This is a genomic window from Microcystis sp. BLCC-F210, assembly GCF_042134685.1.
Taxonomy (GTDB): Bacteria; Cyanobacteriota; Cyanobacteriia; order Cyanobacteriales; family Microcystaceae; genus Microcystis; species Microcystis aeruginosa_D.
Genome location: NZ_CP169647.1, coordinates 507,991 through 533,789, shown reverse-complemented (window position 1 = coordinate 533,789; position 25,799 = coordinate 507,991). Strand labels below are relative to the sequence as shown.

General features: G+C 44.1%; 21 protein-coding genes and 3 pseudogenes. 18 read left to right on the top strand and 6 right to left on the bottom strand.

The features are described from left to right. Window positions 1-137 precede the first annotated feature (137 nt). The 3 genes and pseudogenes from ACE3JL_RS02660 to ACE3JL_RS02650 form a co-directional block, all read right to left on the bottom strand. The gene (locus tag ACE3JL_RS02660) at window positions 138-305 is read right to left on the bottom strand and encodes a DUF3368 domain-containing protein (protein WP_149106694.1); all 168 of its coding nucleotides are present in this window, start codon (window positions 303-305) and stop codon (window positions 138-140) included. Beyond that, window positions 256-714: pseudogene (locus ACE3JL_RS02655) on the bottom strand (sulfate ABC transporter substrate-binding protein); the annotation flags it as partial. The pseudogene ACE3JL_RS02655 and the gene ACE3JL_RS02660, both read right to left, overlap by 50 nt. Before the next feature lie 118 nt (window positions 715-832). Beyond that, window positions 833-1,507: a cadmium resistance transporter gene (locus ACE3JL_RS02650; RefSeq protein WP_185238350.1), complete on the bottom strand. Its 675-nt coding sequence runs from the start codon at window positions 1,505-1,507 to the stop codon at window positions 833-835. Window positions 1,508-1,747: 240 nt separating this feature from the next. Between ACE3JL_RS02650 and ACE3JL_RS02645 the strand changes: the two genes are divergently transcribed. The 4 genes and pseudogenes from ACE3JL_RS02645 to ACE3JL_RS02630 all read left to right on the top strand — a co-directional run bounded on the left by ACE3JL_RS02645 (window position 1,748) and on the right by ACE3JL_RS02630 (window position 4,597). Then, window positions 1,748-3,010 (top strand): sulfonate ABC transporter substrate-binding protein, encoded by a 1,263-nt coding sequence (locus tag ACE3JL_RS02645; RefSeq protein ID WP_375328783.1) that lies wholly within the window; start codon window positions 1,748-1,750, stop codon window positions 3,008-3,010. A gap of 185 nt (window positions 3,011-3,195) precedes the next feature. Beyond that, a pseudogene (locus ACE3JL_RS02640) lies at window positions 3,196-3,503 on the top strand (tail length tape measure protein); the annotation flags it as partial. 179 nt (window positions 3,504-3,682) lie between these two features. Beyond that, window positions 3,683-4,162 (top strand): hypothetical protein, encoded by a 480-nt coding sequence (locus tag ACE3JL_RS02635; RefSeq protein WP_375328782.1) that lies wholly within the window; start codon window positions 3,683-3,685, stop codon window positions 4,160-4,162. A 102-nt stretch (window positions 4,163-4,264) separates the two neighbouring features. Further along, the gene (locus tag ACE3JL_RS02630; protein WP_375328781.1) at window positions 4,265-4,597 is read left to right on the top strand and encodes a hypothetical protein; all 333 of its coding nucleotides are present in this window, start codon (window positions 4,265-4,267) and stop codon (window positions 4,595-4,597) included. 354 nt (window positions 4,598-4,951) lie between these two features. Here the strand turns inward: ACE3JL_RS02630 and dusB are convergent, their stop codons facing one another. Next, complete coding sequence (gene dusB / locus ACE3JL_RS02625; RefSeq protein WP_271989062.1) at window positions 4,952-6,031, bottom strand: tRNA dihydrouridine synthase DusB; 1,080 nt, start codon at window positions 6,029-6,031, stop codon at window positions 4,952-4,954. A 200-nt stretch (window positions 6,032-6,231) separates the two neighbouring features. Between dusB and ACE3JL_RS02620 the strand changes: the two genes are divergently transcribed. Beyond that, a complete protein-coding gene (locus tag ACE3JL_RS02620) occupies window positions 6,232-7,806 on the top strand; it encodes a glucose-6-phosphate isomerase (RefSeq protein WP_375328780.1) in 1,575 nt (524 codons plus the stop codon). A gap of 144 nt (window positions 7,807-7,950) precedes the next feature. Continuing rightward, window positions 7,951-9,165 carry an ABC transporter permease gene (locus ACE3JL_RS02615; protein WP_271989066.1) on the top strand — a complete coding sequence of 405 codons (1,215 nt, stop codon included), beginning with the start codon at window positions 7,951-7,953 and terminating at the stop codon, window positions 9,163-9,165. 106 nt (window positions 9,166-9,271) lie between these two features. On the opposite strand, the gene hisD is transcribed toward ACE3JL_RS02615, so the two are convergent. Beyond that, window positions 9,272-10,516, bottom strand: coding sequence for a histidinol dehydrogenase (gene hisD / locus ACE3JL_RS02610; protein WP_375328779.1), 1,245 nt, complete (start codon window positions 10,514-10,516; stop codon window positions 9,272-9,274). 551 nt (window positions 10,517-11,067) lie between these two features. On the opposite strand from hisD, the gene ACE3JL_RS02605 reads away from it, so the two are divergent. The 12 genes from ACE3JL_RS02605 to ACE3JL_RS02550 all read left to right on the top strand — a co-directional run bounded on the left by ACE3JL_RS02605 (window position 11,068) and on the right by ACE3JL_RS02550 (window position 24,022). Then, window positions 11,068-11,352 (top strand): Nif11-like leader peptide family natural product precursor, encoded by a 285-nt coding sequence (locus tag ACE3JL_RS02605; protein ID WP_002741693.1) that lies wholly within the window; start codon window positions 11,068-11,070, stop codon window positions 11,350-11,352. A 950-nt stretch (window positions 11,353-12,302) separates the two neighbouring features. Beyond that, a complete protein-coding gene (locus ACE3JL_RS02600; RefSeq protein WP_002734613.1) occupies window positions 12,303-12,614 on the top strand; it encodes a carbon dioxide-concentrating mechanism protein CcmK in 312 nt (103 codons plus the stop codon). A 66-nt stretch (window positions 12,615-12,680) separates the two neighbouring features. Then, a complete protein-coding gene (locus ACE3JL_RS02595; RefSeq protein WP_002733426.1) occupies window positions 12,681-13,022 on the top strand; it encodes a carbon dioxide-concentrating mechanism protein CcmK in 342 nt (113 codons plus the stop codon). Between the two features lie 32 nt (window positions 13,023-13,054). Beyond that, window positions 13,055-13,366, top strand: a complete 312-nt coding sequence (locus tag ACE3JL_RS02590) for a EutN/CcmL family microcompartment protein (protein WP_002734360.1) — start codon at window positions 13,055-13,057, stop codon at window positions 13,364-13,366. A 70-nt stretch (window positions 13,367-13,436) separates the two neighbouring features. Beyond that, on the top strand, window positions 13,437-15,395 hold the full coding sequence (locus tag ACE3JL_RS02585) for a ribulose bisphosphate carboxylase small subunit (RefSeq protein ID WP_375328778.1): 1,959 nt from the start codon (window positions 13,437-13,439) through the stop codon (window positions 15,393-15,395). A 131-nt stretch (window positions 15,396-15,526) separates the two neighbouring features. Beyond that, entirely contained in the window at window positions 15,527-16,189 is a 663-nt protein-coding gene (locus ACE3JL_RS02580; protein WP_271989069.1) for a carbon dioxide concentrating mechanism protein, read from the top strand. 549 nt (window positions 16,190-16,738) lie between these two features. After that, the gene (locus ACE3JL_RS02575) at window positions 16,739-18,154 is read left to right on the top strand and encodes a form I ribulose bisphosphate carboxylase large subunit (RefSeq protein ID WP_002753365.1); all 1,416 of its coding nucleotides are present in this window, start codon (window positions 16,739-16,741) and stop codon (window positions 18,152-18,154) included. 130 nt (window positions 18,155-18,284) lie between these two features. Beyond that, entirely contained in the window at window positions 18,285-18,683 is a 399-nt protein-coding gene (locus ACE3JL_RS02570; protein WP_271989071.1) for a chaperonin family protein RbcX, read from the top strand. A 15-nt stretch (window positions 18,684-18,698) separates the two neighbouring features. Further along, complete coding sequence (locus tag ACE3JL_RS02565) at window positions 18,699-19,034, top strand: ribulose bisphosphate carboxylase small subunit (protein WP_002741682.1); 336 nt, start codon at window positions 18,699-18,701, stop codon at window positions 19,032-19,034. Window positions 19,035-19,371: 337 nt separating this feature from the next. Beyond that, a complete protein-coding gene (locus ACE3JL_RS02560) occupies window positions 19,372-20,220 on the top strand; it encodes an IS630 family transposase (protein WP_375327644.1) in 849 nt (282 codons plus the stop codon). Between the two features lie 365 nt (window positions 20,221-20,585). After that, a complete protein-coding gene (locus tag ACE3JL_RS02555) occupies window positions 20,586-21,590 on the top strand; it encodes an AAA family ATPase (protein ID WP_004162500.1) in 1,005 nt (334 codons plus the stop codon). Beyond that, on the top strand, window positions 21,590-24,022 hold the full coding sequence (locus ACE3JL_RS02550; RefSeq protein ID WP_375328777.1) for a S8 family peptidase: 2,433 nt from the start codon (window positions 21,590-21,592) through the stop codon (window positions 24,020-24,022). Before ACE3JL_RS02555 ends, ACE3JL_RS02550 begins: the two co-directional genes overlap by 1 nt. A gap of 482 nt (window positions 24,023-24,504) precedes the next feature. On the opposite strand, the pseudogene ACE3JL_RS02545 reads toward ACE3JL_RS02550, so the two are convergent. Further along, a pseudogene (locus ACE3JL_RS02545) lies at window positions 24,505-25,719 on the bottom strand (ISL3 family transposase). Window positions 25,720-25,799 lie beyond the last annotated feature (80 nt).

Below are 25,799 nucleotides of genomic sequence, written 5' to 3'. Positions count from 1 at the left end.
TCTTATTGAGCTATCTTAGATTATGGCTTTTTTCTGAAGAGATGGCTAGAGTAAATTTTAACGTCTCTGCCGTATTTGCCGCGATCGCTGAGATTTCGGCGGCTAATCTGTCTTAACTTCCTGGTTGTGAGCCATGGCTACTCTCCAGCAAATTCCAGGATGGTTGCGTACAACTGGTTACTCACTCGAAAGTCAGCTTGCTCAATTAGTCGCTCCATCAGGGGTTTAACGGCTGGAATCAGGCGATTTCTCTTAGCTTGCAGAAGCACTCCCAATAATCCCGTTACCCGCAATCCATAGCTCATTATGGATTAACCCCGCGTCGGCGATGCGCGTCACGTCTAGAGGTAGGGCTAGATGTACCACGTCCGCCTCTTGTTTCCCGGCGATCACGTCATCGGCCTGGGCCAGGGAGCCGCCGTAACTGCGCTCGAAAATGACTTTTTGGTTCCGCTCTTTTTGCCATTTCTCGACGAATTTCGGGATAATCTGGTCGTGAGCGGCTTTCGTGACCGAAAAGGAAACGAGATTTAATTTCACCTCTGGTTTCGAGGCGATCCCCCCGGACGTACAGGAAGCGAGCGCGATCGCACTCAGCAATCCCAATACCAAGAAGGATACAAATCCCCGCCGCGATAGCGAATGGAAGGCTTGCCCTGAGCCAAGTCGAAGGGGACGAAACAGCGATCGGATGGACAACAGTGATACATTCATCGGGATTTTCTCGATAAGGTTGATCTAAAGGGGTTCTCGATTATCGCGATCTATTCTCTCTTGCTCAATTCTGACCCCCGTGCAGGCCAGAGATTGTCGATTTTTACAGGGGTCTAATTTAGCCGGTGGGAATCAACAGGCGATAGGAGCCGTTATCGAGAATAATCCGTAGGCCCAACCACATCAGCACAAAAGGGAAAAGCTTACTCGCGTAACGGCTGAGGACAACTGCGATCCCCGGTTGGCGGGTTAGATGATAGGAGAGAAATAACCAAGTACAGACGATTAGATAGCAGATCGGGATGATGACGGCTAACTGCGCCACGGTACTATTGGCGAATAGGGGAATATAGATACCGAGATTATTGCCGCCATTGGATATCGTGACCGCGGAAACTTGATAGGTTTGGCGATCTCTGAGGACTCGACCGAGGGGTAGTCTGCGGGAGGCGAACCCATGAAATTGGGCATTTCTTCGCAAATTCACCTTGCGATCTGCGCTTTCCCTCTCGTTATCGCGATTTAAAGTCACTAAATTTCTCACACCGATGAGGATCGGTAGGATTCCGAGAAGACCGATATAAATCGGCGGGATGATTAGGCCGAGGAGAAAACCCAGCAAGCTAACCGATACTAAGGCCGTAAACCCGACTAGCTCGCCGACGACAACGTGAACCGGGCGAAAGGTACGATTTACCTCGCTAAAAAAGCCGGTTAGATAAATATTGTCGTCGAAGGTGGTGGCTATGCCGGTGGCCACCGCGATTTTGACGATTTCGATCAACCAATCCATCCATATTACCTCGATCTCTCAAAGGCGGGCGCAATTTTGTTTTAAAACTATATCATTTTCAATACATTTATAAATGTACTTCGTTACACAATCTAGGAGTCGTGGATTTCTATAGTATGTAGATAAAACTAATGGAACCTCTCCCGCTTGCCCTGAGCCAAGTCGAAGGGATCGAGTTGGGAAACCCTTCTCTCTTGTCTCCTTGCCCGACAATAAATCTTGTTTTCTGCGAGAAATCCCATGCTCCACCGTTCGATCAAGTGTCTCTGGAAACCCTGGCGAAATTGCCGGGGAGTTCTTCCTGCGCTGCTTTTTGTGACCAGTCTGGTGGGGAGCTTTCTCCTGGCTGGATTTTCCGACACGAACGCAAAGCGCTCGCTACGCGAGATCGCCGTCGGTCAAAATTCTCGATCGGATAACCCGATTCTCAACCTCGTCGATAGCTTTAAATTCCCCCAGAATACGACCCCCCGGGTATTGGAAACCGTGGGATTATTTATCGCTGGCATTCTCTTCTGTATCCTGATCGATCGCTGGTTCAAGCGCTCAACCCCCGACCCTATCACTCCCCTGGCCAAACAAGCGCGGCGGTTAGGAACCCTCAAGATCGGCTATCCCGAGGGTATGACCAATCTGGAAGTTCTCCGCGCCCAGGCCTTTCTGGAAAGACGCTTAAAACCCTTTGGGGTGACGGTAACGTGGACGAGTTTTCTGGCTGCTTCCTCTCTGATCGAGGCTTTGAGCAACGGAACGATCGACTTCTGCGGTGGTGGCGGTACGGCGAGTATTTTCTCCCAAGCGGCGGAGCACGTCTTTGTCCGGGTAGCCAAGGAAAAATATACCGCTCCGAAAGGTCAGGCGATCCTCGTGCCTGAAGATTCGCCAATACAGACCTTGGCGGATTTAAAAGGCAAAAGAATCGCCTTCGATCGAGGTTCGAGCGCCCATTACGTCCTCATCCGCGCCCTGATGAGAGTGAATCTAGAATTAAGCGATATCGAACCGGTGTATGCAACCCAACCGGAAGCGCTGGTGCTTTTCCGTCGCGGTGAGATCGACGCTTGGGTGGTGTGGGTCCCCTATTCCCCCACCGAGACGCGCACCTATCCGGGAAGATCGGTGGCCGATCTAGGGAGTATCTTTGGGGAAAACGCCTCTCTAGAAGTGCCGACCTACTATTATGCAGTTCCCGAATTGGTGCGGGATTATCCCGATGTACTGAAGGTGATTTTAGAAGAAGTGAACGAGGCGGGTGCTTGGGCGAAACAACAGGAGTTAGAGGCGACGAGACGCTTGGCAGCTCACCACGAGATCGATCCAGCGATCATCACTAATCTTGAACAACGGGCCTCTGAACGTGCCATTATCCCGATCGATGATCGCTCTCTGACGGCCTTACAACACCAAGCTAATATCTTCCGAGATCTGAAGCTGATCCCCCATCGGGTCAATGTGCGCGACGGAACCTACACCCTACAGACGAAACAAAATTGGACCTATTAACCAGACAGCGACATTTTAGGCATTGGTTGGATTTATACCTGAACTTCCCCTGCACATATCTACTACAAGAGCCGAAAACCCTTATCCATCAATGGATGCACCCGTTAATTCTTCTTGATTTACCCATGTAATTTTTAACATTTTTTAATGAACAAGAGTTCTCTCTATTTGCTAAAATGATAGCCATGTATATAGAAAAAGTTCTTAACCGTAATTCCCCCCCCGCTGTTCTTCTTCGGGAGTCCTATCGAGAAGGAGATCAAGTCAAAAAAAGAACCCTTGCCAATCTCTCAAAATTACCCGATGATATTATCGACAATCTAAAACTGGTTCTTAAAGGAGCAACGCTGTCCATGAATGAAGGCATTCCCAATCATTTTGAAGTGATTAGAAGTCTTCCTCATGGTCAGGTGATGACTATTTTAGAGACGATTAAAAATTAGGTTTAGATAAAATAATCAGTGAAAAATCCTCTCGAATCAGAAACTTAGTAGCTGTAGGGTGCGTTCCCTAATGTAACTCCTACTGCTCCACCGATAGATTTTGGGGAACGCACCATGATCATTGATTCAAGCAAATGATAATAAGCTAAAAACGTCTAGGCACAGCGACGGACGGGAGTGTGATCGCTTATGATCGAGTTGTAAATTGGAGACGGATAATCGAAACTTTATGAAGACAAAGTATGGGATCACCGTTCAGAGACAAGTACATAGCATCCTTGTGGCATCAAGAGATGATTCGCTTAATAAACATTGGGTTCACGACGAAATTGTTAGGAATAGAAATTCAAGAATAACCTTGTTGACGTTTGATGATATTCTTTCATCTATCGAAAATCAAATCAGGCTTCAGGAGTCTCCACTGCTTCATCTACAAGGAGTTTCAGGTGCTGTACTCTTTTCGCATTTTGATCCAATAACTACACCTCAAGATCAATACCTGCTTGATTTTGGCAGTGATCCTATGAACAAAGTCTCGGTAGGATTCAATGCAAATTCGGTTTTTGTAGATATTACGATCAAAGGAAAATGCGTATCAACCAGAAGGCCTTTCTTATTCGTACTTGGGAATAAACCAAATCTACTTTACTTTCGGGTTGGTCTATCTGATTCATGTACACATATATCATTATCAATGAATGGCACTTAATCCATTGACAGAGTATTTGATCCCATGCACATAAAGACCGAATCAATTCACAATATCGTATGCGGATCTGACGTGATGATGAAGACACCCGCAAGCTCAATAATGTATGAGGTTATTGTCTATGCTTGTATACTCGATCATAAAGAGAAAGAGCAGCTCCTTTCATACTTTAACCAGAGATATCAATACTATCTCTCTCCACTAGCGATTCATCCCTTGCCTGGAATATTATTTGACGGCTTGAAAAGCCTGTACACCCCCGGCCATCCTTTTTCGACTGACAAAAAAATATTAGCAAAAAGTATTCTTTCAAATAAGATGTTAGGCTGGTACGATGCTGCGGGTGGAAACTTAACACTTTCTGACGGAAGTACTCCGCTGCCTGCGCCATATCTTGCGCAGCCCAAAGCCATGCCTCCTTACTCCTCTAACTAACCTGTAGTAGCTGTAGCTGTAGGGTGCGTTCCCTCATGTAACTCCTACCGCTCCACCGATCAATTTTGGGGAACGCACCATGCTCATTGATTCAAGTAAATGATAATAAGCTAAAAACGTCTATGCACAGCGACGGACGGGAGTGCGATCTGATGTAGCAAATATGGGGGTATTTTACCTTCTCAGCGTTGGGGTTATTGGCTCCCGACCTGATATTATCGATAGTCAGGAGCAGGCAAGCAAATTGCGCCATAATGCTGAAACCCGTGAGCAGGTTTAGGTAGTAAATGTACCTTGTCGATGATGCTGAGGAACCAGCAAAAGGTTCGTAAGAACCTACAGCTTATAGCACCGTTATCTGTAAATATTCTCGTTTTCGAGGTTTAATTGGGCAATAGCTCCATCAATCAAATCACAGCCCTCTCCCAGGGATTCGATCCGCGAAAACCGATCGCGCCAAACCGCCGCACCGGTAAAATCCTGACAATACCAAGCCAAATGTTTCCGCGCTTGCCAGATACCGCGTTGTCCCTTGTATAGCCATAGCCCCTGTAAATGCTCTTTAGCTAGGCTTAACAGGTCAATAGAGCTTGCCCTGAGCCAAGTCGAAGGGGTGGGTTTCGGCAACTTTTTGCCTGTTTTGAGGTAATAATCGATTTCCCCCACCAAATAGGGATAACCGAGGGTTCCCCGCGAACACATCACCCCATCGGCCCGGGTAAATTCCAAACAATTAATCGCCGCTGACCCGGAAACAATATCACCATTAGCAATGACAGGAATCGATAAAACCTCCTTCACCCGTTTAATCCATTGCCAATCGGCTGGCCCGTGATAACCCTGTTCCCTAGTGCGTGCGTCTTGCCCTGAGCCAAGTCGAAGGGGCAGGGTCAACATTTGCGCTCCCGCATCTTCCAAACGACGGGCAAAATCGATAATATTAATCTCCTGGGCATTCCATCCCAAGCGAGTTTTCACCGTTACCGGCACCGATACCGCTCCCACCACTTCCCTAACAATTTGCTCGGCAATTTCTGGCTGTCGTAAAAGGGAAGGACCGCCGCCTTTTTTAGTAATTTTATTAACAGGACAACCCATATTAATATCAATGGTCATCGCTCCTTCTTTAACCGCTTTTTCCGCCGCCATAGCCATAAAATCGGGACGGCAATCAAATAATTGCATACTAATTGGTTGTTCTTTGTCCCCGATAACCATCAATTGCGGTAACTCTTGCAGCTGGGAGATTTCTGTCGCATTCACCATCGACCTATAGAGCATGGAATCAGGAGCAAAGCGTCTCACCAAGCGCCGAAAAACTAAATCGGTGACACCGGATACTTGCCCTGAGCCAAGTCGAAGGGAAGGTGATTGCAAGACGCGGCTATGCACTGCTAAGTTACCGATTTTGAGAGGGGATGAGTAGATAGCCATAGGACAGGTTAAAAAATCAACAGCCAACACCAGCAAACCGAACAATTAGGGGATAGTTCCGTCACCGTTAACATTTTGCCAACCCCATAATATATGCTTAACCGTCATCTTCTAGCCTAAAACTACCTGTATGATGATTGGAGAGGATAGAATCCTATCTCTCCTAAACGAGTAATTAAACAAAAATTTCGCTTTTTTTTATGGATAATCTACAACTCTGGCAACGTTACCAAGATTGGTTATACTATCACCCTAACCTAGAACTTTATCTCGATGTCAGTCGGATTCCCTTCGATGAGGCTTTTCTCAAAGGTCTAGAAGCAAAATTCGAGCGTGCTTTCCAAGATATGGCAGCCTTAGAACAGGGTGCGATCGCAAATCCCGACGAACAGCGTATGGTCGGCCACTACTGGCTGCGCGCTCCTGAACTCGCTCCTAACCAGGAATTGCGGGACGAAATCACTGAACCCCTAGCACAGATCAAAGAATTTGTCAAGAAAATTCACTCCGGAGCAATTAAGCCGCCCAATCGGGCAAAATTCACCCATGTTCTATGTGTAGGCATCGGGGGGTCTGCTTTGGGTCCCCAATTCGTCGCCGAGGCTCTAGCACCCGATTTTCCCGCTTTAGAGATTGCTTTTATTGATAATACCGACCCCAAAGGCATCGATCGCACCTTAGCCCATTTACCCCTAGCTACCACCCTCGTTATCGTCACCAGTAAGTCCGGCGGCACTCCCGAAGCGAGAAACGGAATGTTAGAAGTCCGCAACGCTTACGAAAAACTAGATTTAGACTTTCCCCAACACGCGGTCGCCGTCACCATGCCTGGTAGCCAACTGGACAAATACGCCCAAGATTGGCTAACTCGTTTCCCCATGCAGGATTGGGTCGGTGGTCGTACATCAGAACTATCTGCCGTCGGTCTTCTCCCGGCCGCTTTGCAGGGTATCGACATCGATGCAATGTTAGCCGGGGCCAAAGAAATGGACATCGCCACCCGCGTCCATAACCTGAAAAAAAATCCCAGCGCCCTACTGGCTCTAGCTTGGTATCATGAGGGCAAGGGCAAGGGAGAGAAAGATATGGTGATTCTGCCCTACAAAGACAGTCTTTATCTCTTTAGCCGCTATCTGCAACAATTGGTCATGGAGTCCCTCGGTAAAGAAAAAGACCTCGATGGTAAGACGGTTTACCAAGGGATTGCCGTCTATGGTAACAAAGGTTCCACGGACCAACACGCCTACGTTCAACAATTACGCGAAGGGATCCCCAATTTCTTCGCTACTTTTATTGAAGTGTTAAAAGACCGACAAGGAGATTCCATGGAAGTGGAAACCGGCTCCACTGCTGGCGATTTCCTCTCAGGATTACTGCAAGGTACTCGACAAGCTTTATACGAAAATAGTCGTCACTCTATCACTATCACTATCCCAGAGGTTACTCCCCGTCAGGTGGGGGCGCTAATCGCCCTCTACGAACGAGCCGTTAGTTTCTATGCTAGTTTAGTTAACATTAACGCCTACCATCAACCCGGGGTAGAAGCAGGGAAAAAAGCCGCCGCTTCCATTCTGGATTTACAAAGAAAAATCGTGCAAGTTGTTCGGGAAACGGGGACTTCTCTCGACTTAGCCACTCTAGCGGCCAAAATCGGCGCTAGTGACCAAGTTGAAGCTATCTATAAAATTGTCCGTCATCTCAACGCTAATCGGCGCAGTTTAACTATTACCGGCGATTTAAGTAAACCAGAAACGATCCAAATCTCTGCACGCTAATCAGTTATCAGTTATCAGTTATCAGTTATCAGTTATCAGATGTAAGTTATCAGATGTAAGTTTTAAGTTAATTAGTTATCTTTATATTTATACCTGTTTACTGATTACTGTTTACTGATCACTGATAACTGAATATAACTAACCATGGAAATGCTCGAAAACCTGAAAATGGCTTTTTCCGCTTTGATGGCCAATAAACTGCGTAGTGGTCTGACCATGCTGGGAATTGCTATCGGTAACGCCTCCGTGATTGCCCTAGTGGGAGTGGGTGAAGGAGCGCAAAAAGTCGCCCTAGAGCAGTTTGAAGCCCTCGGTCCGAATGTTTTATTTGTCTCCACCTCCTCGCGCAATGTCCGGCGGACAATTCCTAATCCCCGGCCTCTCACCTACGAAGACGCTCAAGCGATCGCATCTCAAGTTCCCGCAATTGCCGCCATTTCCCCCGAATTAAGCGGTAAAAGAATCCTATCCTTCGGTAATAGAACCAGTAATAGCCCCCTGATTGGGGTGGGTTCCCAGTACCTAAATGTGCGTAACCGTCAACTATCTAAAGGTAGATTTATCATGGAATCTGACCTGAAACGGGATAATCGGGTGATTGTCTTGGGATCGGAATTAGCCAAAAATCTCTTTGGTAATCGCAATCCCGTCGGCGAAAATCTTCGCATCGGCAATCTTAGTTTTCAAGTGATTGGAATTTTACAGGCGAAAGGCTCCTTATTTGAGACTAATCAGGACGATCGGGCTTTAATTCCCCTAACTACCATGTCTAATCAGGTTTTAGGGCGCAATTCTATCTATGGCATTCCCCTGACTCATATTTCTGTCTTGGCCAAAAACTCCAGCCAAATTAAAGCCGCCCAGTTTCAGATTAGCAACCTGCTGCAAATGCGTCATCAGGTCAGCGACGAGAATTATGTGCAGATTTTCCCCCAAACCGCAGTCTTAGAAATGGCCACAGAAACTAACGATAGTTTAACTAGAATGTTAGCCTCGATCGCCAGTATTTCCCTGTTTGTCGGGGGAATCGGTGTCATGAATATTATGCTCGTGTCAGTCACAGAAAGAACCCAAGAAATCGGGTTAAGAAAGGCTTTAGGAGCGAAAGAAGGGGATATAAAAGGTCAATTTCTCATTGAATCGGTGATTTTAGCCACCACTGGCGGAATTATCGGGATTTTTGTCGGCATTCAAGGAATGTATCTGGCGGGAATTTTTGCCGCTTTAACCACCAGTGTCTCAATCCCTGCCATAATTCTCGCTTTAGGAGTTTCCAGCGCCATCGGTCTGATTTTCGGTGTTGTTCCCGCTCATCGTGCCGCTAAATTAGATCCAATCGTTGCTTTGAGAAGATTATAGTTTTTCTAAGTACCTAAGCAAAATTAATTACACATTTCGATAAAGCTTTTGCCTCTTGCCTATCTTCACTAGGAAATTTATTTTGCACGACTACTTAGTTCTTGTCCTAACCCCGGTATTCTATACTCGCATCCGTTGCCGTAAAGCCCTCCGCTTGCGCTAATATTTGCAAATTATGGGCTATGGAGGCGAGGGAATCGGCAGGATATTCGATCAAAGTGGCGGAATCGAGAAAAGTTTCCACTCCCACGGGACAACCCAAATAATCAGCCACCGCTTTTGGAGTAGTAGAACCGAGGAGAATAGTTCCCGATTGTCTCACAGAAGATAGCTTTTCCCAAGGCTCATCGATCATTAAGGATAAATGGGTAGGAGCAAAAAGATTCGATAATTTGATCGCTTTTTCCAATGACTCCACCACCACGATTAAACCATAATTAGCGATCGCTTTTTCCGTTAACAATCTCTGGGGATGTACCTGTAACTGTTTTTGTACTTCTTCCTGTACTATTAAAGCCAAAGCCTTATCCGTCGTCAATAAAATTGCAGCCGCTAGGGAATACTGTTCCGCTTGCGCTAATAGATCTAGGGCCAACTGTCTAGGATTAGCTTGACTATCGGCAATAATAACTAAATCAGAAGTAATAGAGAGATAATCGATTTTTACATGGTCAGAAACCAGTTTTTTAGCCAAATTAGTGTAAAAATCACCTATTCCAGCAATCATCTCCACAGGAGCGATCGTTTTTGTCCCGTAGGCTAAAGCAGCGATCGCCTGTGGTCCAGCCACCCGATAAATCTCACTAATACCCACCGATTGGGCTGCCACTAAAATCGCCGGATGGATGCGTAAATCCTCATCAGCAGAAGATACCATGACAATCCGTTTAACCCCCGCTATTTTGGCAGGAATTGCCTGTTGGAGCAATAAACTGAGATAGGCTCGTTTACCATCGGGAACGACTATTCCCACACTGTTAACCGGTTGATACCGTTTCCCCCGAACCGTACCATCCTCGGGAAACTGTACCCAAGCTTTGGGAAGACGCTGACGATGAAAAGCTTCCATTTTTACACAGGCAACAGCGATCGCATTTAATAAATCCTGCGACACCTGTTGATAAGCAGCATCGAGTTCCGAGCCACTCACCTTCAGTTGTTGTAGATTAAGGGACTGTTGGTAGAATTTTTCCGTGTAATCCACCAACGAGCGATCGCCAGTAAGTCGCACCTGATCGACAATCTCTCGGACAAGCGATTCTTTTTCCCGAATTTCCGGATCGTCGAACCGTTCCCGAATTCTTCTCAGTTCCGTTCTGGCTGACCATGGCTCTGTGATAATTCGCAACATCGAGCTATTATCCTCTAGGGGCGAAACGAGATTAAAAGGTTTTCACTTCTCACACTCTAGCTTATCCCTTTCAATCTTGACCGGGGAGAAGACCGAGTTAGTTATTTTGGCCACTAGCTCTCAGCTTTGAATCAGCTATCAGTTTCTGAACACAAGAGGCAAAAGACAGAATCTGGCAATTATCCTACCTAAAAAGCAGCTTACAAAGCCAGATGTGGGTTTTCAGTTCACTGATTACTGATACCAAATCCGTTGAGCATAGGCTACATATCAGGACAGACAAAAGGGAAAATACATAATCAGTTTTTAATAACTGGATTTAGCATAATTACTGTTCACAGGGAAAACTCCCCACTTCCCAATTCATAATTGATAATTTCCACTTCCTCGGAATTAGCCTTAAAGCATACTCAGCCATACAAGCAAACAAAAACGAAACTTTTGCTTTGAGGATATCTCCTGACTGGTAGGATAAAAATGAACCATACTAGGCAGTTTAACCTCCACACCGCCGAGGCCACACCTTTAATTATCAAAGGAAAAGTATTTGTATGTCTAAAAATCAAGTGTTCGATTTCTTCGCCTTAGCCGCCAAAAATGAAGAATTGGGTCAAAAAATGCGCTCAACCCAAGATCCTCAGCAATTACTAGAGATAGCTCGCTCCCAAGGCTTCGATTTCTCTCGTCCTGAATTAGAAGCAGCACTCAAGTCCCTGCACGAGAGTCCCGACTTTTTCCAAAAGTTAGCCCATGCAGTCTTAGAAGTTTTCAGCCCTAACCACGATAATTATCCCTCGATCGGAGTCCAACCCTACGAAGGCGAGATTGATCGCTAGAATCAGTGATTCAGTGATCAGATGTGAGTTTTCAGTTCACTGTTTACTGATCACTGAAAAAGGCTCCCTCACTCCCCAATTGATAAGGGAGCATCCCACTAAGCATTTCGCATCTAAGTACAATTGCTTATGGCAAAAGTGGGATGCTCCCAATTCATAAGTAGTCGTGCAAAATAAATTTCCTAGTGAAGATAGGCAAGAGGCAATAGGCAAGAGGCAAAAGCTTTATCGAAATGTGTAATTAATTTTGCTTAGGTACTTAATTCATAATTCATAATTCATAATTTATAATTCCCACTCCCGAAAAGGCTTACCATCTAAGCATTTCGCATCTAAGTACAATTGCTTATGGCAAAAGTGGGACGCTCCCAATTCATAATTTATAATTCATAATTTATAATTCCCATTCCCCTCCCCCACTCCCCAACCTCAACCGTATATAGTATAAAAAAATTATAAAAAAGCCAAAATAAGCGAAAAATAGGCTTTTATCTGCCAGTAAATCCGGCAGATAGCGTCAAGCTGCCAATAGAGAAGTTAAAGCGGAAATACAGTCATAGCAAAGGTTTTAGCTATAAATGCCCCGAGAATTGCTGAGGCTGATGATCGAAGTAAAGGAATGATTAACTTTCGTTAACCGGAAGATGAGAAATAATCATAATGTTTTATATTGTCAAAGGTGTCATAGTTTCCTATGCTTTTTTTAGGTTGATAATTTTGCCTGACCCGTCAAATTTTTACCAACCAGCCCTAGAAAATAAAATTAGTGGATGAAAACGGTCACGATCGAGATAAAATTTAGGATGGTCTTACCCCCACCTTGCCACGATCCCGACTGCCACCAAAGCTAGAGCAGGAAAAGTAACAAGGAAAGAATTTGACTGAAACAAAATTGATAACGCTAACGAGATTAATAGTTTAGTTTGGCTTGACAAGCGAGGAACAAAAAAATGCCAATTGCAGTAGGAATGATTGAAACCCTAGGATTTCCCGCCGTTGTGGAAGCGGCCGATGCCATGGTCAAGGCCGCCAGGGTGACTCTAGTGGGTTACGAAAAGATCGGTAGTGGTCGCGTCACTGTCATTGTCCGGGGAGACGTTTCAGAAGTGCAAGCTTCTGTGGCTGCCGGAGTGGAAAACGCCAACCGGGTTAACGGAGGACAAGTGCTATCTACCCATATCATCGCCCGTCCCCACGAAAACCTCGAATACGTGCTGCCCATTCGCTACACCGAAGAAGTAGAGCAATTCCGCAGCTATTAAACACCGTTAATCGGGGTCAGCATCTATAGAGTCGAAGAAAGCCAACCATTAGGAGACAAAAATATTATGTCAATTGCAGTGGGCATGGTGGAAACCTTGGGTTTCCCAGCCGTCGTCGAGGCAGCTGATGCCATGGTAAAAGCCGCCCGCGTAACCCTAGTAGGTTACGAAAAAATTGGTAGTGGTCGCGTCACCGTCATCGTCCGGGGGGACGTTTCGGAAGTACAGGCCTCCGTATCGGCGGGGACAGAAGCGGCATCTAATCGTGTGAAAGGTGGTCAAGTCCTCTCGACCCACATCATCGCCCGTCCCCACGAAAACCTCGAATACGTTCTTCCCATTCGTTATACAGAAGCCGTGGAACAGTTTCGTGAAAGTGTCAACCCGCAACCTTTAAGACGAATCTAGAGCGCAACTAACTTTTAGTGTAAACAAATTCCATGCAAATTGCCAAAGTTTGCGGAACCGTCGTTAGCACCCTGAAACCTCGCAGTATGACGGGAGTGAAACTTCTGCTTTTGCAATTCATCGACGCCCAAGGGCAACTTTTGCCTAAATACGAGGTAGCGGGTGATATTGTCGGAGCGGGGCTTAATGAATGGGTGCTAGTGTCCCGGGGAGGAGCAGCTCGGATCGAAGACGGGCAGAACAATCGCCCCCTTGACGCGATGGTGGTGGGGATTATTGACACTATAACCGTAGAAAATCGCACCCTCTACAGCAAGAGAGACGAATTTCGTCAATCCGGTTAAACATCGATAGAACCCAAACACAGTTAATTAACAACCAGCCAGCCAAATTCAGTATGGAGGAAGACTAACTATGGTCGTCCGCACAACGGCGGCTAGTCCGAAAAAGCGGACCAAATCCCCAGAGGAAACGCGCATAGACGAGAGTGCCAAAGTCCACACCTTCTCTAACCTCAGTGGCGCTATCGAGATCGGGGCGCGAGTGGCGATCGCTTCGGGGACTTCCATCCGGGCCGATGAGGGAACCCCCTTTCACATTGGCGACGACAGCAAAATTCAGGACGGGGCAATCATCCACGGTTTAGAAAAAAGCCGTGTGGTGGGAGATGACGGCCAAGAATATTCGGTGTGGATCGGCCGGGGCAGCTGCATCACCCACATGGCACTCATTCACGGGCCAGCCTATGTGGGCGATCGCTGTTTTATCGGTTTTCGCTCCACCGTCTTTAATGCCCGCATCGGGGCCGATTGCATCGTCATGATGCACGCCCTCGTTCAAGACGTGGAAATCCCCGCCGGTAAATTCGTGCCATCCGGTTCCGTGATTACCAGCCAACAGCAGGCCGATCGCTTACCCGATGTCACAGAAATCGATCGAGCCTTCACTCGTCACATTGTCGATATCGACCTCGCCCCCAGCGTCCCGGTCAAAGCCCAAAGCCCAGCGACTCCGCCACCGGCAGCCGCTATAAACATCGCTAATGAGACGCTATATAGAAATTCGGTGACACCTATGAGTTTAAATACAAACATTCGAGCGCAGGTTCGCTCCCTCCTCTCCCAAGGCTACAAAATCGGGCTAGAATACGCCGACAAACGCCGCTTTAAAACCAGTTCTTGGTTAAGTGCCGGCTTTATCGACGGCAGCCGCGAAGAACAGGTATCCCAATCCCTAGAAGCCTCCCTGAGAAACCTACAGGGCGAATACGTCCGCCTGATCGGAGTCGATCCCGCCGCTAAACGGCGCGTACTGGAAATGATTATCCAGCGCCCCGAAGACACCCCGGGAGAACCGGCCCGCACCACCACCGCCGTCCACGCCGGTCATGGCAACGGTAACGGCAATTCTGACCTGTCGGTGCAAGTGCGTTCCCTACTGGCCCAAGGGCTGAAAATCGCCACCGAACACGCGGATAAACGCCGGTTTAAAACCAGTTCTTGGTTAACTGGACCTGCGATCGAAACCAAGGGCGAAGCGGGCATCATTCGCGATATCGAAGCGATCGTGGCTGAAAATAGCGATGAGTACGTCCGTCTGATCGGGATCGACCCGCAGGCGAAAAAACGCGTCGTCGAAATGATTATTCACCGTCCAGGCGGCACCCCCGCTAGTAACGGCAGCGGCCAAACCAGCAGCTACAGCAGCCCCGCTAGTAACGGAGCCAGTTATAGCAGCAGTGGTAGCTTAAGGGGAGAAACGATCGCTCAAATTCGTTCCCTGCTCGCCCAAGGCTACAAAATCGGCACCGAACACGCCGATAAACGCCGGTTTAAAACCAGTTCTTGGCAGAGTTGCGCTCCGATCGAAAGTAATCGCGAATCTGATGTGATTACTGCCTTGGAAGATTGTTTACGCGAACATAGCGGCGAATACGTCCGCTTACTCGGTATCGATGCTAAAGCCAAAAAACGGGTTTTAGAAACGGTGATCCAGCGTCCCGATGGTTCGGTGGCTAGTAATGGCAACGGTAAAACCGCCACCGTTGCGGAACCGAGTTTCAAAAGCTATGGTTCCGGTTCCTCTGGCGGCGGTACTGCCACTTTAACCAGTACCTTAACTGCGGAAACGATCGCTCAAATTCGTTCTTTATTGAACCAAGGTCACAAAATTGGCAGTGAACACGCGGATAAACGTCGTTTTAAAACCAGTTCTTGGCAAAGCTGCACCCCCATCGATAGCAGTCGCGAATCCGATGTGGTGGCCGCTTTAGAAACCTGTCTGCGCGACCATCAAGGGGAATACGTTCGTCTGATCGGGATTGACTCCCAAGCAAAACGTCGTGTTCTCGAATCGATTATTCAACGCCCTTAATTTCAGGACTCGGCGATCGGTGAACGGAGATAGGTGTTGGGTGTTGGTGGATCGGGAAAAATACCTGAAACTCTAACCCCTACCCCCTAACCCCTGATCACTGATCACTGATCACTGAGTAACTGTCAATTATGTCCTTACCCCCTGTTCAACCTATTAGCCGCTCGGAATTCTATATTAATGGTGATGTAACCATTGATGAGACTGCGATCGTGGCTGCGGGGGTGATTCTCCGAGCAGCCCCCAATAGCCAAATAATTATCGGTGCGGGTGCTTGCCTGGGTATGGGAACGATTCTAACCGCCTATCAGGGTGTTATTGCTATCGGTGCCGGGGCAATTTTAGGTACAGGTGTTCTCGTCGTCGGTCAGGGTGAAATCGGTGAAAATGCCTGTATCGGTTCAACCACAACGATTTTTAATGCTTCTGTGGCAGCGATGTCGATCGTGCCGTCCGGCTCCCTGATCGGAGATACTTCCCGTCAAATTACCATCGAGGTGTCAGCAACTCGATCAGAACCGGAAAGACCCCCTCTACCAGAACCGGAACCCGTAGTCAGTCAAGTGTCCCCAGTGCCGTCCGTGGAGGAAATGGTCGCCGAAACCGTGGCCAGTCCTTGGGATAGCGAGGAAATGGTCGCCGAAGACAGTCCTGCGGAAACCAGAGAACAAGCATCTACTACTAACCGACCGAATCAAGCATCGGTGGTCGGAAAAGTCTATATCAATCAGTTATTGGTCACGCTATTTCCAGAACGTCATCGTTTTAATGGCAACAATAACCTTAATTCTTGAAGGGGAAAATAATCGTTCACAAGCCAAAAATTTCCACAATAATTACTGAGTAATTAGACCTAATTTATCTAGAGTTCATTGCTGTCTAACTGTCCTCTAGGTACTGGGTATAATTGCTTAAAAATCTAATTCATTTTTAGCGATTGCCGACATTTTTTGAGGTTGTAATTATTGATAATCTTCCTCAATTAAGAAGTAGTTTTAATCGCTCAAAGCCTGATGAGCAGAAGTTTCTGTGTGTCAATCAGGTAAATTTTTGTTGATTTTTTTGTGTTTTTGTAGAGATTGTCAAAGTTAGATGACGAGAGATTAAAGAAACTAATCCCCCCGAGAAAAAAAAACAATCAAAATTTTAGGGATAGAGAAAAAAATGATCAGAATAGGGTAAAGTTCGTGTTAAGATGATCAATTGAAAAAAACATTAGTGAAAATTGCTCCCTAACTTCGCTCCTAGCAGCAGGGGAAAGGAGCTTAAGAAAAATCTATGTCGGTTGACGGCGAGATTTTACAGGTGCGACTAATCATGCAGTTTATGGAGGAATAATCCCAATGGTGCAAGCCAAATCCAAAGGTTTCCAGGCCGGCGTAAAAGACTACCGCCTGACTTACTACACCCCCGACTACACCCCCAAAGATACCGATCTACTAGCTTGCTTCCGGGTAACACCCCAACCCGGAGTTCCTCCTGAAGAAGCAGGTGCGGCGGTAGCGGCGGAATCTTCCACAGGTACCTGGACCACCGTTTGGACCGATAACTTAACCGACCTCGATCGCTATAAAGGTCGTTGTTATGATATCGAACCCGTACCCAACGAAGATAACCAGTTCTTCTGTTTCGTTGCCTATCCTTTAGATCTATTTGAAGAAGGTTCCGTCACCAACATCCTCACCTCGATCGTTGGTAACGTTTTCGGTTTCAAAGCTCTACGCGGTCTCCGTTTAGAAGATATCCGTTTCCCCGTCGCTTTAATCAAAACCTTCCAAGGTCCTCCCCACGGTATCACCGTTGAACGGGACAAATTAAACAAATATGGTCGCCCCCTACTCGGTTGCACCATCAAACCCAAACTCGGCCTTTCCGCTAAAAACTACGGTCGTGCCGTTTATGAATGTCTTCGCGGTGGTTTAGACTTCACCAAAGACGACGAAAATATTAACTCTCAACCCTTCATGCGTTGGCGCGATCGTTTCCTCTTTGTCCAAGAGGCGATCGTTAAATCCCAAGCAGAAACCAACGAAGTTAAAGGACATTACTTAAACGTAACCGCTCCTACCTGCGAGCAGATGATGCAACGGGCTGAATTCGCCGCCGAAATCAAAACCCCCATCATCATGCACGACTACCTCACCGGTGGTTTCACCGCTAACACCACCCTGGCGAAATTCTGCCGCGACAAAGGGTTACTGCTCCACATTCACCGAGCAATGCACGCGGTTATCGACCGTCAGAAAAATCATGGTATCCACTTCCGCGTTTTAGCTAAGTGCTTACGTCTCTCTGGTGGTGATCACCTGCACTCGGGAACCGTTGTTGGTAAACTTGAAGGTGAACGCGGGATCACGATGGGTTTTGTTGACCTGATGCGTGAGGACTATGTAGAAGAAGATCGCGCTCGTGGTATTTTCTTCACCCAAGACTACGCTTCCTTACCCGGGGTAATGCCGGTTGCTTCCGGTGGTATCCACGTTTGGCATATGCCGGCGCTGGTGGAAATCTTCGGTGACGATTCCTGCTTACAGTTCGGTGGTGGAACCCTCGGCCACCCCTGGGGTAACGCACCGGGTGCCACCGCTAACCGTGTGGCTCTGGAAGCTTGTATCCAAGCTCGTAACGAAGGTCGCTCCTTGGCCCGCGAAGGTAACGACGTTATCCGGGAAGCTTGCCGTTGGAGTCCTGAACTGGCTGCCGCTTGCGAACTCTGGAAAGAAATTAAATTCGAGTTCGAGGCTATGGATACCCTCTAATACAGCCCTTCAGAAGGTTGTTAGCAGTTATCGGTGCAAAATAATACCGGGGACTTGCCCAAAATCGGCAAGCAGTCGCTAGAATTTCAACACTGATAACTGTCTAGCCAATAACTGAAAACTGTATAAAATGTATCCAAAAAAAGTTGTTCAAGATACCGCGAAAGTCTTACAAAGTTACCTAACTTACCAAGCGGTTCGCACGATTATCGATCAATTATCAGAAACTAATCCGACTTTAGCTATTTGGCTGGGTCACTATACTTCTAGCCATTCCATTCAGGATGGCGAGGCCTATATTGCGGGGTTAATGACTGAGAATAAAGAGTTAGTTTTGCGGATCATGACGGTAAGAGAACATTTAGCCGAACAGGTTTTAGAGTTCTTGCCAGAGATGGTAAAAACGGGAATTATTAATGACAATACCGAACATCGTCGGCAACTTTTGGAACGTCTCACCCGTACTGCTATAAGTCAACCAGAGACATCGGAATTAAATCTCGATGTTGATGATCTACCCAACCCATAAGGAATCAAGAAACCCATGAAAACTTTACCTAAAGAGAAGCGTTACGAAACTCTCTCCTACTTGCCCCCCCTCACCGATCAACAAATTGCTAAACAAATTCAATACATGATCGATCAGGGTTATATTCCTGCTGTGGAATTTGAAAAAGATCCCAAACCCGCAGATTATCATTGGACGATGTGGAAACTGCCTTTATTCTCTGTTTCTGGTCCCCAAGAAGTTCTTAATGAAGTTCGCGAGTGCCGCACTGAATATTCTGATTGCTACATCCGCGTTATCGCTTTTGACAACATCAAACAATGTCAAACCATGAGCTTTATTGTTCATAAACCCAATGCTGGCCGCTACTAATTTGGCTGTCATCTAATTATTAACTATTGAGGGGGGTTTTTAGACCTCCCTTTTTTTCTATTTGTCTGGTACAATTTTTAACAAAAGTGAATCCGAGCTAAAAATACTATGAGAGAAATCGTTTTTTAGATAAGCGGAGGAGCTAGAAACCCAGCGTCGATGCTTAGGGATGCGGTTCACTGTCATTTTCTCGGTCAGTCAACCCGTCTTCAATTAATTGGGTTACATATTGTTGGCTGAAAAAGTCAGAATATAAAAGTTATAGTCATTTCAAATAAGTGTGAGACGAGGGAAAAATAAGGTAAAATGAAGAGAAACGAGCAATCCATACAGAAAAATGTCTTATAGCCTAGACTTGAGAAAAAAAGTGATCGATTATGTAGAGAATGGGGGAAGCATAACCAAAGCCGCCGCTCTATTTAATATAGGAAGAGCGACGATATATAGATGGCTAGGTAGGGAAAAACTGGAAGCAACAAAGGTAAAACACCGTCAGAGAAAGCTGGACTGGAAAGCACTGTCAAAAGATGTCCAAGAAAATCCCGAGGCAAGATTAAGAGACAGAGCCGAGAAGTTTGGAGTGAGACCAAGTGCCATTTGCTATGCCTTAAAAAAAATGAAAATTACCAGAAAAAAGAAGGAACTTCGTTATAGAGAAAGAAACCGAGAAGAAAGAATGAAATACTACAGAGTGCTGAGAGAATTGATTAAAAAATATGGAAGTGAAAGCCTTGTATTTATTGATGAGTCAGGGTTTGAAGAATTTCAAGCCTGCCTTTATGCTTGGTCAAAAAAAGGTAAGAAAGTATTGGGAGATAGACAAGGAAAACGAGGAAAAAGAGAAAACCTTGTCGCCGGGAGAAGAAAGGGAAAAAAAGACTTTATTGCACCGATGGTATTTACGAGAAGCCTGAATGCCGAAGGTTTTGAAGGGTGGTTATCTTTATATTTATTGCCCTCTCTAACCATAACATCAGTATTAATTATGGATAATGCACCAATTCATCGGAAGACAGTCATTAAACAACTGGTAGAAGAAGCAGGTCATCAGGTAGTGTTTTTGCCAAAATACTCTCCTGATTTAAATGATATCGAACATGATTTTAGTGCATTAAAGAGGGCAAGAATGTATGCTCCTGTGGGGACAACCCTTGATGAAATTATTCGTACTTATTGTGTCGCCTAGTGTCTCGTTCTTATTTGAAATAACTATACTATGTAAAGGGTAAATTTATCCCAAAAAGTAATTAGTGGCATTTTCGACAAAAAGATATAGTTAAACCTGTCTAGGCAAAAGAAAAGATTAACAAATAAAAAAAAATGAGACTTGTTTAAGTTTGAGGTGTATCACAGTCTCACGGCATAATATTAATTTACAATTTACCTCAGCTGCTTTAGAAGGTCTAGAGTTAGTACAATAATATTATTAAGATTGAATAAATTTTAAACAGGCGACTTTAATATAACTTGTGGAGAGAACCTTTAGATAATCGGAGACACATTTGGCTTGTTGGGCGAGTCTCTGAGTGTAAACTTGAGCCATGACATGAGATGATGATAGCTGAAAAACAACTTAAAAGGCTATTTCAAGCCTTCAAAGAGCGTGACGATGTTGCTTTTTACAGAGCGGCGGAGTCTCTTATTGCCGATGAATTAGCCGCTAATCATCATGCTCTTGCTCAAGAGCTACAGCAAGTTTTAGGAAAGCAACCGTTGAAACAGATTCCACAGAATGGATTAAGATTACTCCCTAAAGATCGTCGCAGTGGCGAGGATTTAGTTATACTTGAAGAAAGCTCTATAGATTCAACTCAAATTGTTTTTAATCAAGAAACTAAAGCTAAAATAGAGAGAGTCTTAGATGAGCATCGTCAACGACAAAAATTAGCTAAGTATGGATACTTACCAAAGACTAAACTTCTTTTCTGGGGGCCTCCTGGGTGTGGTAAAACGTTTACCGCAAAATATTTGGCGTATGAACTTGGGCTTCCAGTAGGTTTATTAAAATTAAGTGCTGTTATTTCTAGTTTTTTAGGAGATACTGCTTCTCATCTCCAGCGTGTTTTTAATTTAGCTAACACAACTCCAATGGTACTGCTTTTAGATGAAGTTGACGCAGTGGGCAAGAATCGAGATGATCCTAATGATGTGGGGGAACTCAAACGAGTTGTTAATAGTTTACTGCAAGCTATGGATTCTTTTGATTCATCCAAAAGTATTGTCATTGCAGCGAGTAATCATCAATATTTACTAGATCCTGCTTTGTGGAGACGATTTGATGATTTGATTGAATTTTCCTTACCCACTAAAACCGAACGAGAGTTTTATCTTCAAAGTCTTTTAAATGGAGTTTATTTTGATGGCTCACTGGAATATATCGCTAAGAATATGAGTTCACTATCGTATGCAGATATTCAACGTATCACGATAGAAGCTATTAAAACGATGATTCTTGAAGGTCGAGAACAACTTCAAAGTCAAGATATTTCCGAGCAACTTAAAGCTTTTAAAAAAGCCTCATCTGAAGCAAGAACAAAAACTAGGATAATTGTGTAATGAACCCAGATTTTCCCCTCTTATCTCTCACTCAACCTCAAACGGCTAAACGTGGTAAGGAACGACCTCGTTTGCTGCCACTTTCACCAGAGAAAATCCAACAGCGAAAAGAGAAAGCTGATCATTTAAGACAGCAAGTTAGAAGGATCTCTCGTCAACTACAAGAAATGTCTGAAGAGGAAAGAAAGGCCGTATTAATTAAACTGGAACATGAACAAAAAGTTAATTTAAGTGGTACAGGTTTAAAACCCATTTCTGAATCCTCTCAACATTTTACGCTTGCTGTTCCTCGAACTGAAAAATTAGTCAAACTTGAAGAAAAAATTGAGGCATTTGGAGAAGGAGACTTTAAAAAAGGGCAACCTCCCAATAAAGATTTTGCCTATCTTAATACGATAGAAGAAGCTTCACCTAAAGATCGTCTTTGTCAAGTATTTTTTGAGCAATATGATGAATTAATTCAGAAGGATTCGATTATTTTTGAGATTGAAATGATGTCTTTAGAAAGGGGAAAAAAGCAGCAGAGACAGGAGTTATTAAAAATACGAGAAGAAATAAGCAAACTATTTGAGAGTGGGACTAAAGGAAATTTATTTGAGCATGAAGAAATCAAAGGAACTTGTCGTGCTGTAATTCGATGTACCGGAGAAGTTTTTCAAGAATTAGTAGAAGATAGGAAGTGGCAAACTAAAATAGTCTATTTTGATGCTCGTCCAGCCTTTGAAACATTTCATCAAACACTAAGAAACTTTAGTGTTGAAAAATTAGGTGAATTTATCATTCCTCCCTCAGATGCACCAATGGTCTGTATTGTAGATTCAGGCGTTACGATTGAAAATCCTTTTCTAAAACCTATTGTGAGAGAAGATTTAATCCGTTCTTTTCTCAAGGAGGAATCAGATAAAGATAATCCTTATGATGAACACGGACATGGTTCTGGCATAGCATCTTTAGCATCTTATTATGCTCTTAATTTACATGATGGGGCTATCAATGAGGGAAAAGTGTGGATTACAAGTGCAAGATTCCTGAACAAATATAATGAACTCGAAACTGAAGATCCCAAACTTGTTTCATTAATTTTAAAAGAAATAGTCAGCACATTTACAATTTTCGGTGTTAAAATTTTTAATTTTTCTATTGGCATTCTTAATCGGAAATGGAATGCTGAATCAAAAAGAACTATTCCTCGAAAGTCTTGGATAGCTCGCACTATTGATCAAATATCAAGAGAATACGATGTTATTTTTGTTATTAGTACAGGTAATATTAAACCTCCTCATGTAAGGGATTATTATGATTCTCAGTTGCTCTATCCTAAGTATTTTACAGATGATGAAGCCTCTATTCTAGATCCTAGTCAAGCAGCATTAGCTATAACTGTAGGCTCTATTGCATTTCAGAACAATTTAGTTGTGATGTCAACAGCAATGACAATTGCAAAAGAACAGCAACCTTCACCTTTTACTCGTTGTGGACCTGGAATTAACAAAGAGATTAAACCTGAGTTAGTTGAATATGGAGGAAACTATATTACTAATGAAGATGGTTTAATAAAAACTAATCTAGGGACTGATGTGGTTATGTCAAGTCATCAACTGACTCCTGCAATTTGTCATAATTCAGGTACAAGTTTTGCCGTTCCTCGTGTTGCTCATAAAATGGCTCGTATTCTCTATGATATGCAGTCTCTTGGTTTTTATGATATTTCTGCCTCTTTATTGAAAGCACTAACCGTTAATTCTGCTACTTACCCTCCTTATTATGGAAATTTTGACAATTTTAAGCAGGCAATGGATGAGAAAAAACCTAAACATTGGTTAAATGTGGTTGGTTACGGAATACCAGATGATATCAGAGCAACGGAATGTGATAAATACACGGCAATTCTAATATTCCAGGAGAAAATTCAACCTAATACTGTCAAGTTTTTTGATATTCCTGTTCCTGAGTGTTTAGTAGAAACACCACCAACAAAAGTAAAACGGTTAACTGTTACAGTGGTTTATGCTCCTGAAGTTCAGCGATGGGGATTAGAAACCTACTTAGGAACAACCCTTAAATGGCGAATGTTTAGAGGCAATGTGGATCAAGAAGAAGTTATTAAGTATATGTCTGTAGAAGAAGAGGAGAATGATGAGGAGACTGGAGAAAATCCCAAAGAATTAAAATTTGAACCCGGTATTACTCTACGTTCTAGAGGAACAGTTCAACATGGAATATGCGAGTGGAAGCAGCACAAATCTGAGTATAGTCAAAACTGCTACACATTAGCTATTGCTGCTTACGAAAAATGGAATCGTGAAAATCCTAATCCTGTACCTTATGCGGTAGTTGTACGCCTTGAAGATACGACACAAACAGCAGATGTTTATGTGGAAGTTCAGAATATCATGGCACAACTTGAAGTTCAAGCTAGAAGCAATATTTAAAAACGCTATATCTAAGACTTCATAGCTAATAAAGTCAATAAAAAGCGGGTATTATCATAAGTGATCTATTTATTTAGGATTGCTATAGCTGGACTTCCCCCCTTGACAAAAGACCATAACCCGTGCTGTATCTGAATGGGGTTTTACTGGGTACAAATTAAGGAAACCCCAAATAAATCTAACGCCTTCGAGCCGTTGCTTTTTTATTTTTTGATTCAATTCGTCAAAATATACCGATATTTTCTAGGTGTCGATAGCCTTGAATAGAGGTTCCTTTTAGGTTCAAAAATTTGTCAACTATCATAGGTAAAATACTCTCGTTTTTGGCGATTATATCAAATCTTAACTCTATTGTCTATCTTTTGGTATTAACCTGTTTGTGCCTGGGAGCATCTCACTTATGCAATAAGTATTAATACTTATAACCGTCAAAAACTAGAAAATCTTCAACTTGATGGCTCTTCGTTACCCTTTATGCTAAATCAACAGACAAGATGCCAAGATAACATACTTCTAACCCAAAAATTCCGAAAGTTTCTAAAGCCATAGGCTCTCCGTTTTATTAGTTTAAGTTTATTGTTGATTCCCTCGACCACCCCATTCGTGGTCCTTCGCTCGAAATAACTAATAATTTCTCCAAACCAGTTTCGGATTGTTTGACAACTCTTAGTAAAAACACTGGAGGATTTTGCCAACCATTCCGAGATGGATAGCATTCCCTCTGTCGGATTCTCTGAGGTTTCATAAATCTTTCTAAATTCTTCCTTTAATTCCTGCATCTTTTTCAAATTTGGAAAATTTTCTTTGATAGCTTCTAGTTTAATTTTTTGGGTTTCCGTTAAATCTTTTTCATTTTTTAACAAGCTATATTTACTTCGCTTTAAAACTTCTAGCTTCGCTTCTTTTTTCGCTTTCTGTTTTTTATTTTTCTGCGCTTCTACGGCTCTTTTTTCTGCTTTTCTTTGTTCGTCTAACTCTTGATTAATTTGTTTCATTACATGGAATCTATCGGCGACTACCTCGGCCGATGGCATCAATTCTTTCACCAAATTTTTATAGGGCAACCAAAGGTCTATGCTGACTTCTTCAATTTGCTCTAATACCTCTTTTCCCCACCCTGTAAGCGTTTCCCTCAATTCTTCTTGTGTTCGCTTCTCTAGAATAGCTATTAGTTTTCCCGTATCTAAATTTACTAAAACCGCACAGTAATTTTTTTGTCCTTTGACTAGAGCGATTTCATCAATTCCTAGTCTTTTTAATTTCGATAGGTCTGTCTCTGTAATTTCTTCAGCTATGTCCTCTATCATTCTTTGAATCTCTTCTTCCGTTACGTCATTTCTTCGGCTAACATTTAAAATATCTCCTGATTTTAATTGTTCGAGTATATTCTCGGCTAGTCTTTTCGTATAGGTTCGTTTCTTGCCGACAAAATCTAACTCTTCGCTAAAGGGTTTCTGACAATTACCGCACTTAAATTGACGACGATTAACTTGTAGGTACACTGGTTGACCTGAGAGCGGTAAATCTTTGACTAAATGTCGATGATTTTGGTGGAGTTTATCGCTCTCTAACCCACAACGAGGACAGACTGCTTTTTTATTTTTCGATTCGACTGGTCAAACTATACCGATATTTTCTAGGTGTAGATAGCCTTGAATAGAGGTTCCTTCTAGGTTCAAAAATTTGTCAAGTATCATAAGTAAAATACTCTGGTTTTTGGCTATTATATCAAATTTTAACTCGATTGTCTATCTTTTTGTATTAACCAGTTTGTGCC

Excerpts from the sequence above, each read along its gene's own strand:
- ACE3JL_RS02660 (WP_149106694.1), bottom strand. The coding sequence starts at position 305 with ATGAGCTATGGATTGCGGGTAACGGGATTATTGGGAGTGCTTCTGCAA.
- ACE3JL_RS02650 (WP_185238350.1), bottom strand. The coding sequence starts at position 1,507 with ATGGATTGGTTGATCGAAATCGTCAAAATCGCGGTGGCCACCGGCATA.
- ACE3JL_RS02645 (WP_375328783.1), top strand. The coding sequence starts at position 1,748 with ATGCTCCACCGTTCGATCAAGTGTCTCTGGAAACCCTGGCGAAATTGC.
- ACE3JL_RS02635 (WP_375328782.1), top strand. The coding sequence starts at position 3,683 with ATGAAGACAAAGTATGGGATCACCGTTCAGAGACAAGTACATAGCATC.
- ACE3JL_RS02630 (WP_375328781.1), top strand. The coding sequence starts at position 4,265 with ATGTATGAGGTTATTGTCTATGCTTGTATACTCGATCATAAAGAGAAA.
- dusB (WP_271989062.1), bottom strand. The coding sequence starts at position 6,031 with ATGGCTATCTACTCATCCCCTCTCAAAATCGGTAACTTAGCAGTGCAT.
- ACE3JL_RS02620 (WP_375328780.1), top strand. The coding sequence starts at position 6,232 with ATGGATAATCTACAACTCTGGCAACGTTACCAAGATTGGTTATACTAT.
- ACE3JL_RS02615 (WP_271989066.1), top strand. The coding sequence starts at position 7,951 with ATGGAAATGCTCGAAAACCTGAAAATGGCTTTTTCCGCTTTGATGGCC.
- hisD (WP_375328779.1), bottom strand. The coding sequence starts at position 10,516 with ATGTTGCGAATTATCACAGAGCCATGGTCAGCCAGAACGGAACTGAGA.
- ACE3JL_RS02605 (WP_002741693.1), top strand. The coding sequence starts at position 11,068 with ATGTCTAAAAATCAAGTGTTCGATTTCTTCGCCTTAGCCGCCAAAAAT.
- ACE3JL_RS02600 (WP_002734613.1), top strand. The coding sequence starts at position 12,303 with ATGCCAATTGCAGTAGGAATGATTGAAACCCTAGGATTTCCCGCCGTT.
- ACE3JL_RS02595 (WP_002733426.1), top strand. The coding sequence starts at position 12,681 with ATGTCAATTGCAGTGGGCATGGTGGAAACCTTGGGTTTCCCAGCCGTC.
- ACE3JL_RS02590 (WP_002734360.1), top strand. The coding sequence starts at position 13,055 with ATGCAAATTGCCAAAGTTTGCGGAACCGTCGTTAGCACCCTGAAACCT.
- ACE3JL_RS02585 (WP_375328778.1), top strand. The coding sequence starts at position 13,437 with ATGGTCGTCCGCACAACGGCGGCTAGTCCGAAAAAGCGGACCAAATCC.
- ACE3JL_RS02580 (WP_271989069.1), top strand. The coding sequence starts at position 15,527 with ATGTCCTTACCCCCTGTTCAACCTATTAGCCGCTCGGAATTCTATATT.
- ACE3JL_RS02575 (WP_002753365.1), top strand. The coding sequence starts at position 16,739 with ATGGTGCAAGCCAAATCCAAAGGTTTCCAGGCCGGCGTAAAAGACTAC.
- ACE3JL_RS02570 (WP_271989071.1), top strand. The coding sequence starts at position 18,285 with ATGTATCCAAAAAAAGTTGTTCAAGATACCGCGAAAGTCTTACAAAGT.
- ACE3JL_RS02565 (WP_002741682.1), top strand. The coding sequence starts at position 18,699 with ATGAAAACTTTACCTAAAGAGAAGCGTTACGAAACTCTCTCCTACTTG.
- ACE3JL_RS02560 (WP_375327644.1), top strand. The coding sequence starts at position 19,372 with ATGTCTTATAGCCTAGACTTGAGAAAAAAAGTGATCGATTATGTAGAG.
- ACE3JL_RS02555 (WP_004162500.1), top strand. The coding sequence starts at position 20,586 with ATGATGATAGCTGAAAAACAACTTAAAAGGCTATTTCAAGCCTTCAAA.
- ACE3JL_RS02550 (WP_375328777.1), top strand. The coding sequence starts at position 21,590 with ATGAACCCAGATTTTCCCCTCTTATCTCTCACTCAACCTCAAACGGCT.